The 508-nt window shown below is 57.1% G+C and carries 1 pseudogene; it reads left to right on the top strand.

The annotated features are described in order from the left end of the window. A pseudogene (locus ACIPL2_RS17685) lies at positions 1-508 on the top strand (succinate--CoA ligase subunit alpha); the annotation flags it as partial.

Below are 508 nucleotides of genomic sequence, written 5' to 3'. Positions count from 1 at the left end.
AAAGTTATCTGCCAGGGTATTACCGGTTCGCAAGGTAGTTTCCACACCCAGCAAGCCATCGAATACGGCACCAAGATGGTCGGTGGCGTTACTCCGGGCAAAGGCGGCACCGAACACCTGGGTCTGCCAGTGTTCAACACCGTGAAAGATGCTGTAGCTGCCACTGGCGCCACCGCCAGCGTAATCTACGTTCCAGCTCCTTTCTGCAAGGACTCCATCCTGGAAGCAGCCTTCGGCGGCATCAAGCTGATCGTTTGCATCACTGAAGGCATTCCTACCCTGGACATGCTGGATGCCAAGGTCAAGTGCGACGAGCTGGGCGTAGTCCTGATCGGTCCTAACTGCCCAGGCGTGATCACTCCAGGCGAATGCAAGATCGGCATCATGCCAGGTCACATTCACTTGCCAGGCAAGGTCGGTATCGTTTCCCGTTCCGGCACCCTGACCTACGAAGCTGTGAAGCAGACTACTGACGCCGGTTTCGGTCAGTCGACTTGCGTCGGCATCG

Origin of the sequence: Pseudomonas sp. NPDC086251, assembly GCF_044746405.1 — a bacterium.
Classification (GTDB): domain Bacteria; phylum Pseudomonadota; class Gammaproteobacteria; order Pseudomonadales; family Pseudomonadaceae; genus Aquipseudomonas.
This window is presented reverse-complemented; position numbering and strand designations above follow the sequence as displayed.